The sequence below is a fragment of the Pseudolysinimonas sp. genome (assembly GCF_044239695.1).
In the GTDB taxonomy this organism is placed as follows: Bacteria; Actinomycetota; Actinomycetes; order Actinomycetales; family Microbacteriaceae; genus Pseudolysinimonas_A.
This window is the reverse complement of record NZ_JBIIAW010000128.1, coordinates 1-7,216: the sequence shown is the minus strand read 5'-3', so window position 1 is coordinate 7,216 and position 7,216 is coordinate 1. Positions and strand designations below refer to the sequence as shown.

Sequence of the window (7,216 nt, the reverse complement as noted above, 5' to 3'; positions counted from 1 at the left end):
TGCGGACGCAGGCGGGCCTCGTAGGCGTCGACGCGCTCCGCCACCTCGGTCTCGGTGGCGCCGATGATCGTGTTGAAGTTGCTCGACCGCGTGATCGCCTCGAAGTCGGTGCCGTGCTTCGCGCAGTGTCCCCGCAGGAGCTCGCTCTTGCGGGCGAACTCCTCCGCGCCGCCGTTGAAGTTCGTGCAGCTCGCGTGCTGCGCCGCGATCCGCAGCGTGACCTTCTCGCCGCCGCCGGCGACCCAGATCGGGATGCCGCCCGACTGGATCGGCAGCGGCCGCACGATGGCGCCGCTCACCTGATAATGCTCGCCGTCGAGGTCGGCGCGCCCGGTCTCCCAAGCCTGGCGCATGATCTGAACGCCCTGGTCGAGCATCCGCAGTCGCTCCGGCGCGTCGGGGAACCCGTACCCGTAGGCGCGCCACTCGTGCTCGTACCAGCCGGCGCCGATGCCCATCTCGAGACGTCCCCCCGAGACGTGGTCGACCGTCGCGGCGACCTTCGCGAGGTAGGCCGGGTTGCGGTAGGCCACGCAGGTGCACATCTGTCCCAGGCGGATGCGATCGGTGACGGCGGCGAAGGCCGCCATGAGCGTCCACGCCTCGTGTGTCGCCTCGTCGCTCGGCACCGGGGTGGTGTGGAAGTGGTCGTACACCCAGAGCGACTCCCACGGCCCCGCATCCGCCGCGAGCGCGAGGCGCTTCATCGTCGCCCAATGCTGCTCCGGCGGGATGTCCACCAGATCGAAGCGCCAACCCTGGGGAACGAAGATGCCGAATCTCATGTTTCGACCCTACGGTGCGCCGATCAGGAGACGGGCGGCTCCAGCTTGGCGGTCGTCAGCGCGGAGTCGAGGGCCACGCGGGCGATCGCCTCGAGATCCGCGCCGCCAGGCGCCGCGGCCTCGACGAGCCGCTTCAGGGCGAAGCCCAGCGCGATCGGAGCGTGGCGCGGATCGGGGGCGACGTGCTCGATGAGCGCGATCGCCGGGGGCCAGAACGTCGCGACGGCCGCAGCCGGGGTGATGCTCGACCGCGTGCCCGCGGTGTAGCGCGGGATCCCGAACTCCGGTCCGCCGAGGGTTTGGACGCTGTGCCGGAACGCCTCCGCGAGGTCAGGTGGCGTGCCGCCCTGCTCCACGACGGCTCCGGCGAGGATCGCCCAGACCGACGTCGGGGATTCGGCGAGCGGCCAGTTGATGGCGTCCCCGAGGGTGTAGCCCTCACCGTCGGTCGTCTCGACTCGGGCGAAGGTACGGCCCGCGTCGTCGGAGTCGGCGGCGACCCGGCAGGCGCGTCCGGCGAGGGCGCCGAGGATCGTCGTGATCGTCTCGAGGTGCACGCCGCGCTCGTCGGTCAACGACTCCAGCAGCCTTTCGAACACGGCTGAGCCGGCGGTCGCGGGCCGCACGAGGGGATCGTTCGCCTCGCGGGCGACGAACTGGGCCTCGAGGTCGGCATCCATCGTTCTATCCTGCCGTGGGCGCCGGGCCCGGAGCATCCCCGGCGTATGCGGCGAGGATGCCGGGCGGGAGCGGACCGGCCGGGCCGGCGGGGTTGACGATGGCGCCGACGTGGCCGTCCTGGAGGGCGACCCGGGCGACGTTCGCCAGACGGGTGGGTCGGGCTTCGACCTCGGGAGCCCACGCCCAGACTTCGGCGGGCGAGGTGAAGAGCGCGGAGAGCTCCTCCCCGTCGCGACCACGGGCGGTGAGCACCGACACCGATGTGATCGTGCCGGCTTCGTCACGGTGGGGCTGCACCGCGATGTAGACGGGGGCGAGCGCGAGGCCCGCGAGGAACTCCTCGAACGCCCGGTCGCGCTGCACGAGATCGCGGGCCAGCCGGGCCGCTGCAGCGGGCTCGGCACCGAGGCCCTGTCGCAGTTCGTCGGCGTAGGCGATGAACATCCCCGGATGTCCGGCGTCGATCACGATCCCCTCGTAGTCGCGCATCGCCTGCTCGATCACGGCGTGCGCGGGCTGCCCGAGCGACAGCGTGTTCTCGGGGGTGCGGGCGGCGAGCCGCGCGTTGTCGGTGTAGGCGAGCAGCAGGTGCTTGCCGGCGTTGTCGGTTTGCGACGCGATCGCGATCCGGTCGCCCGGGCCGGGTCCCGCCGCACGGTCGGCGAGCTGCGACGTCGAGATGTCGAGCAGAAGTTCACCCGACACGGCGCGCCGGAGCACGTCGGAGAAGGTGCGGTTGTTCTTCTCGGTGGCCCAGACGTCGAGCGCCTCCTGCACGCGGACGTTGCGGATCGGCTCGCCCACCGCGCTACTCCGACGAGATCGGCTTGCTCGACAGGGTCACCTTGCCGTCGGTGCGACCCTCGGCCGCGTCGATCGCGGGGGTGTCGACGCCGTACGAGTGCTGGTGGTGCAGTTCGACGGGCGTCTCGACGCGCTCGGGATGCTTCTTCTTCTGCCGCGCGCGGTAGGCCAGGTTGAGCACCTCGACGACGACGGCGAAGGCCATCGGCACGTAGATGAGGGCCTTGTCGACCTTGATGCCGAAACCGTCGACGATGAGGAAGACACCGATCAGCACGAGGAACGCGAGCGCCAGCAGCTTCACGGAGGGGTGCTTGTTGACGAAGCCGAAGATGTGCTTCGAGGCGAACAGCATGATGCCGAACGAGAGCACGACCGCCGCGATGATCACGAGCAGGTTGTCGACCATGCCGACGGCGGTGATGACCGAGTCGAACGAGAAGACGAGGTCGATCACGAAGATCTGCCCGAGCACCGCGGCGAGGGTCGCCGTCTTCACCGAGCCGGTGCCGTGGTCGGCGCCTTCGAGCTTCTCGTGGATCTCCTTGACCGCCTTGTAGATCAGGAAGAGCCCGCCGCCGATGAGGATGAGGTCGCGGCCCGAGAATCCGTAGCCGGCGATCTGGAACAGGTCGTCCTTGAGCGAGATGATCCACGACGCCGCGAACAGCAGGCCGATGCGGCCGAGCATGCCCATCGTGAGCCCGATGTTGCGGGCGAGCGCCTGCTGCTTGACCGGCAGCTTGCTCGCCAGGATCGAGATGAAGATGACGTTGTCGACCCCCAGCACGAGCTCGAGCACGAACAGGGTGAGGAACGCGACGAGCAGCTCGGGCGTGAAGTCGAGGGAGAAGTCCACGCCGACATTGTGGCGAGAGATCGCTGTGAGAACGCCTCATCCCGGCCGGGAGGGTAGCTTCGAAGCGTGCACGCGACGCTCATCCACGGTGACCACGACATCCGCTTCGAAGAGGTGCCCGACCCGGTTCTGATGATGGACGACGACGCGATCGTGCGGGTCGTCGCCGCGTGCGTCTGCGGCTCGGACCTCTGGCCGTACCGCGGGGTCACCCACGCCAACGGTCGCATCGGCCACGAGTTCGTCGGCATCGTCGAGAGCGTCGGGACCGCGGTGGCGAAGGTGAAGGTCGGCGACTTCGTGATCGCGCCCTTCTACGTGTGCGACATGACCTGCGTGAACTGCCGCAACGGGTTCTCGACGTCGTGCCTGCAGGGCAGCTGGTGGGGCGGCGATGACCGACGCGGGCATCCGTCCGACGGCGGGCAGGGCGAGCTGATCCGTGTGCCGCTGGCCGACGGCACCCTCGCCGTCGTACCCGGGCCGGTCGACGACGCCCTCATCCCGCACCTGCTGACGCTCTCGGATGTCATGGGCACCGGCCATCACGCGGCGGTCTCGGCCGGGGTGCAGCCCGGCGACACGGTCGTCGTCGTGGGCGACGGGGCGGTCGGGCTGTGCGCGGTGCTCGCCGCCTCGCGACTCGGCGCGTCGCGGGTGGTCGCGATGTCGCGACACGAATCCCGGCAGGCGGTCGCGCGGGAGTTCGGCGCGACCGACATCGTCGAGGAGCGCGGGGAGGACGGCATCCGGAGGATCCGCGAGATGTTCGACGGCGTCGGGGCCCAGCGCGTGCTCGAGTGCGTCGGCACCGAAGAGGCGATGACTCAGGCGACGCGATCCGCCCGTCCCGGAGGTCAGGTCGGCTACGTCGGAGTTCCGCACCTCGGGCCCGAGGTGAAGCTGCAACCGCTGTTCAGTCGCAACGTCGGCATCCGGGGCGGCGTAGCGCCGGTGCGCAACTATGTCGCCGAGCTGCTGCCCGAGGTGCTCGACGGCCGGCTGCGTCCGGGCGCGGTGTTCGACCTCGAGCTCCCGCTGTCGGAGGTCGCCGCGGCCTATGCCGCGATGGACGAGCGTCGCGCGATCAAGGTGCTGCTGCGGCCCTAACCGGCGATGATGCCGTCGCGCACCTTCTTGCGCAGCACCTTGCCGATGAGCGACTTCGGCAGCTCGTCGAGCAGGACGACGCGCTTGGGCACCTTGTAGGGGGTGAGGTGCTCCTTCGCGTAGGCCCGGAAGGCGTCGGTGTCGATCGCGGCACCGGCCTCGGGGACGATCGCGGCGACGACCTCCTCCTCGCCGTCGGCATCCGGGATGCCCACGATCGCGAGATCCGCGACCCCGTCGTAGACGCGCAGGATGTCTTCGACCTCGCTCGGCGCCACCTTGAAGCCGCCGACGATGATCATTTCCTTGATGCGATCGACGATCTTGACGAACCCGTCGGCGTCGATCTGCACGATGTCGCCGGTCTTGAACCAGTCGCCGTCGAAGACCTCGGCCGTCTCGTCCGGCTTGTTCCAGTAGCCCTTCATGACCTGCGGCCCACGCACCTGGAGTTCGCCGGGCTCGCCCGTCTTCGCCTCGAGACCTGTCTCCTGGTCGATGACGCGCACCTCGGTGTTCGGCAGCGGCAGCCCGACGGTGCCGGCCTTGCGGCTCGGGGCGACCGGGTTGGCCATCAGCACGGGGCTGGTCTCGGAGAGCCCGTAGCCCTCGACCAGGTAGCCGTGCGTCTCGGCTTCCCAGGGCTCGACGACCCGCGCCGAGAGCGGCATCGCGCCCGAGATGGAGATCTGGATGCCGTCGAGGCTGACGCCCTTCTCCTTCGCCGCGTGGGTGAGACGTTCGATGATCGGCGGCACAGCCGGCAGGAACGTCGGCGGCCGCTTCCGGATGACGGGCAGCACCAGTTCCGGGTCGAAACGCGGGAACATCACGAGCCGGGAGCCCATGCTCATCGCGAAGGTGAGGCACAACGTGAGCCCGTACGCGTGGAACAGCGGCAGCACCGCGTAGACGACGGAGGTGCCGCGCGGCACCTCGGGAACCCAGGCGCGCGCCTGCGCCGCGTTGACGCCGAGGTTGAGGTGGGTGAGGGTGGCGCCCTTGGGGTGCCCGGTCGTGCCCGACGTGTACTGGATGAGCGCGACGTCGTCGACCGTGGGCCCCGGCACCTCGGGAGCGAGCGGGACGTCGGCGAACAGCTTCTCCCACGGGGTCGTGCCCGACACCTTGGTCGTGAGCGCCGCCCGGGAGTCGCGTGCCCGCTTGATCGGCAGGCGCAGGAGGGCGCGGGTTCCGAACGGCATCGCGCGCGTCATGTCGACGCTCACGATCGAATCGACGGCGACATCCTCGGGGAACTCCTGGATGGTGGCGACCATCTTGTCCCACGCGATGACGACCTTCGCGCCGTGGTCTTCGAACTGGTGACGCAGCTCGCGCGGCGTGTAGAGCGGGTTGTGTTCGACGACGATCGCGCCGAGTCGCAGGATCGCGTAGAACGCGACGACGTGCTGCGGGCAGTTTGGCAGCACGAGTGCGACGGTGTCGCCCTTCTTCACGCCCAGCCGGCGCAGGCCCTCGGCGGCGCGACCGATCTGGTCGCCGAGTTCGGCGTAGGTGGTCTCGCGGTTGAAGAACTCGATCGCGACATTCTGCGGATAGGTGCGCACCGATTCGGCGATGAGGTCGGCGAGCGACCCGGTCGGCAGCTCGATCTCGTGGGGCACGCCGGGGGCGTAGGAGTCGAGCCAGGGGCGTTTCGGGTCGGTGACAGTCACTTGCCTAGCGTGCCACGCCGCGCGAGGTGTCGCAGATGCATCTCCGTCTGCGACAAGGCAGACAGCCGCAGGAATCCGACGAGCGCCTCCCACCCGCCGGTCCAGTTCACCCGGGACGCGATCTGCCAGACGCTCGCCCCGGGATCGGCGTCGACGAGGGCGGCGATCTCGGCGCCGCGACGACGGTGGCGGTCGGCGATCTGCGTGGCCCGTGTCGCGACCCCGTGGAAGCGCACTCCGTGACCGGGCAGCACTTCGGCGTCGTCGTATGCGGCCATCCGGGCGTAGGAGTCGAGAGCCAGCCCGAGCGGGTCGTCGTCCGGCAGGAACCCGCCGAGGCCGAGGCCGGGGTTGACGATCGGCAGCACATGGTCGCCGGTCATCAGCAGGGCGGCGCTCTCGTCGTGCAGGCAGATCGAGCCGACGGTGTGGCCGGGCGTGTGCACGACCCGCACCGCGCGCCCCGGGAGCGGCAGCAGGTCGCCGTCCTCGAGCACGACGTCGGCGGCGAGGCCAGGCGGCTGCGAGCGGGGCAGCACGTTCGCACGCACCTCGTCGACGAAGTCCGCCGGGATGCCCCAGCGGGCGATGGTCTCGTCGGGCTCCGGGTAGAGCGGCCGGGTGAGGGCCTCGTGCTCGAGCCGGTGGAGCGCGACCGGAACGCCGCGCTCGGAGCGGAGGCGGGAGCCGAGGCCCAGGTGGTCGGGATGCAGGTGCGTCGCCGTCACCGACCGCACGTCGTCGAGGGCGAAGCCGGCATCCGTCAGCCCCGCCTCCAGGCGGGCGTGGTTGTCGGGGGTGTCCCAGCCGGGGTCGACGAGATGCACGCCGCCGGCGTCGTCGGCGAGGAGGTAGCAGTTCGTCGTCTCGACGACCCCGCGGTGCGGGAGCGGCAGCTCGACGACCCAGACGCCCTCGGCGATCGAGGTCACGACAGCTCGGAGCGGATGACCTCGACGAAGGCGTCGATATCCGCCTCGGTGGTGTCGAACGCCGTCATCCAGCGCACTTCGCCCGCCGCGCGGTCCCAGTCGTAGAAGCGCACCCTCTCGCGGATGCGGTCGGCGGCGGCGTTGTCGAGCACCGCGAAGACGGCGTTCGCCTGGGTCTGCTGACTGAAGCCCAGCCCGGGCAGTGCGAGCTCCTCGAGAGCGCCGCGCAGCCGGGCGGCCATCGCGTTCGCGTGGGACGCGGCGGCGAGGCCGAGACCGCCGTCGAAGAGCGCGAGCAGCTGGGCCGACATGAACCGCATCTTGCTCGCGAGCTGCATCGTGGTCTTGCGCAGGAACACGATGCCG

General features: G+C 70.2%; 7 protein-coding genes and 1 pseudogene. 1 reads left to right on the top strand and 7 read right to left on the bottom strand.

The window, feature by feature from the left end:
• The 4 genes from ACILQS_RS14665 to ACILQS_RS14650 all read right to left on the bottom strand — a co-directional run.
• A partial coding sequence (locus ACILQS_RS14665; RefSeq protein WP_395640868.1) for an LLM class F420-dependent oxidoreductase occupies positions 1–785 on the bottom strand: 785 nt, incomplete at its 3' end.
• 23 nt (positions 786–808) lie between these two features.
• The gene (locus tag ACILQS_RS14660) at positions 809–1,465 is read right to left on the bottom strand and encodes a hypothetical protein (protein ID WP_395640867.1); all 657 of its coding nucleotides are present in this window, start codon (positions 1,463–1,465) and stop codon (positions 809–811) included.
• A 4-nt stretch (positions 1,466–1,469) separates the two neighbouring features.
• On the bottom strand, positions 1,470–2,270 hold the full coding sequence (locus ACILQS_RS14655; protein WP_395640866.1) for an SseB family protein: 801 nt from the start codon (positions 2,268–2,270) through the stop codon (positions 1,470–1,472).
• 4 nt (positions 2,271–2,274) lie between these two features.
• On the bottom strand, positions 2,275–3,129 hold the full coding sequence (locus ACILQS_RS14650; RefSeq protein ID WP_395640865.1) for a TerC family protein: 855 nt from the start codon (positions 3,127–3,129) through the stop codon (positions 2,275–2,277).
• A gap of 66 nt (positions 3,130–3,195) precedes the next feature.
• On the opposite strand from ACILQS_RS14650, the gene ACILQS_RS14645 reads away from it, so the two are divergent.
• The gene (locus ACILQS_RS14645; RefSeq protein WP_395640864.1) at positions 3,196–4,239 is read left to right on the top strand and encodes a zinc-dependent alcohol dehydrogenase family protein; all 1,044 of its coding nucleotides are present in this window, start codon (positions 3,196–3,198) and stop codon (positions 4,237–4,239) included.
• Here ACILQS_RS14645 and ACILQS_RS14640 read toward each other — a convergent pair.
• The 3 genes and pseudogenes from ACILQS_RS14640 to ACILQS_RS14630 all read right to left on the bottom strand — a co-directional run.
• Positions 4,236–5,918 (bottom strand): long-chain-fatty-acid--CoA ligase, encoded by a 1,683-nt coding sequence (locus ACILQS_RS14640; RefSeq protein WP_395640863.1) that lies wholly within the window; start codon positions 5,916–5,918, stop codon positions 4,236–4,238. The two genes, ACILQS_RS14645 and ACILQS_RS14640, sit on opposite strands and share 4 nt — an antisense overlap.
• On the bottom strand, positions 5,915–6,850 hold the full coding sequence (locus ACILQS_RS14635) for an MBL fold metallo-hydrolase (RefSeq protein WP_395640862.1): 936 nt from the start codon (positions 6,848–6,850) through the stop codon (positions 5,915–5,917). Before ACILQS_RS14635 ends, ACILQS_RS14640 begins: the two co-directional genes overlap by 4 nt.
• A pseudogene (locus tag ACILQS_RS14630) lies at positions 6,847–7,216 on the bottom strand (threonine aldolase); the annotation flags it as partial. The gene ACILQS_RS14635 and the pseudogene ACILQS_RS14630, both read right to left, overlap by 4 nt.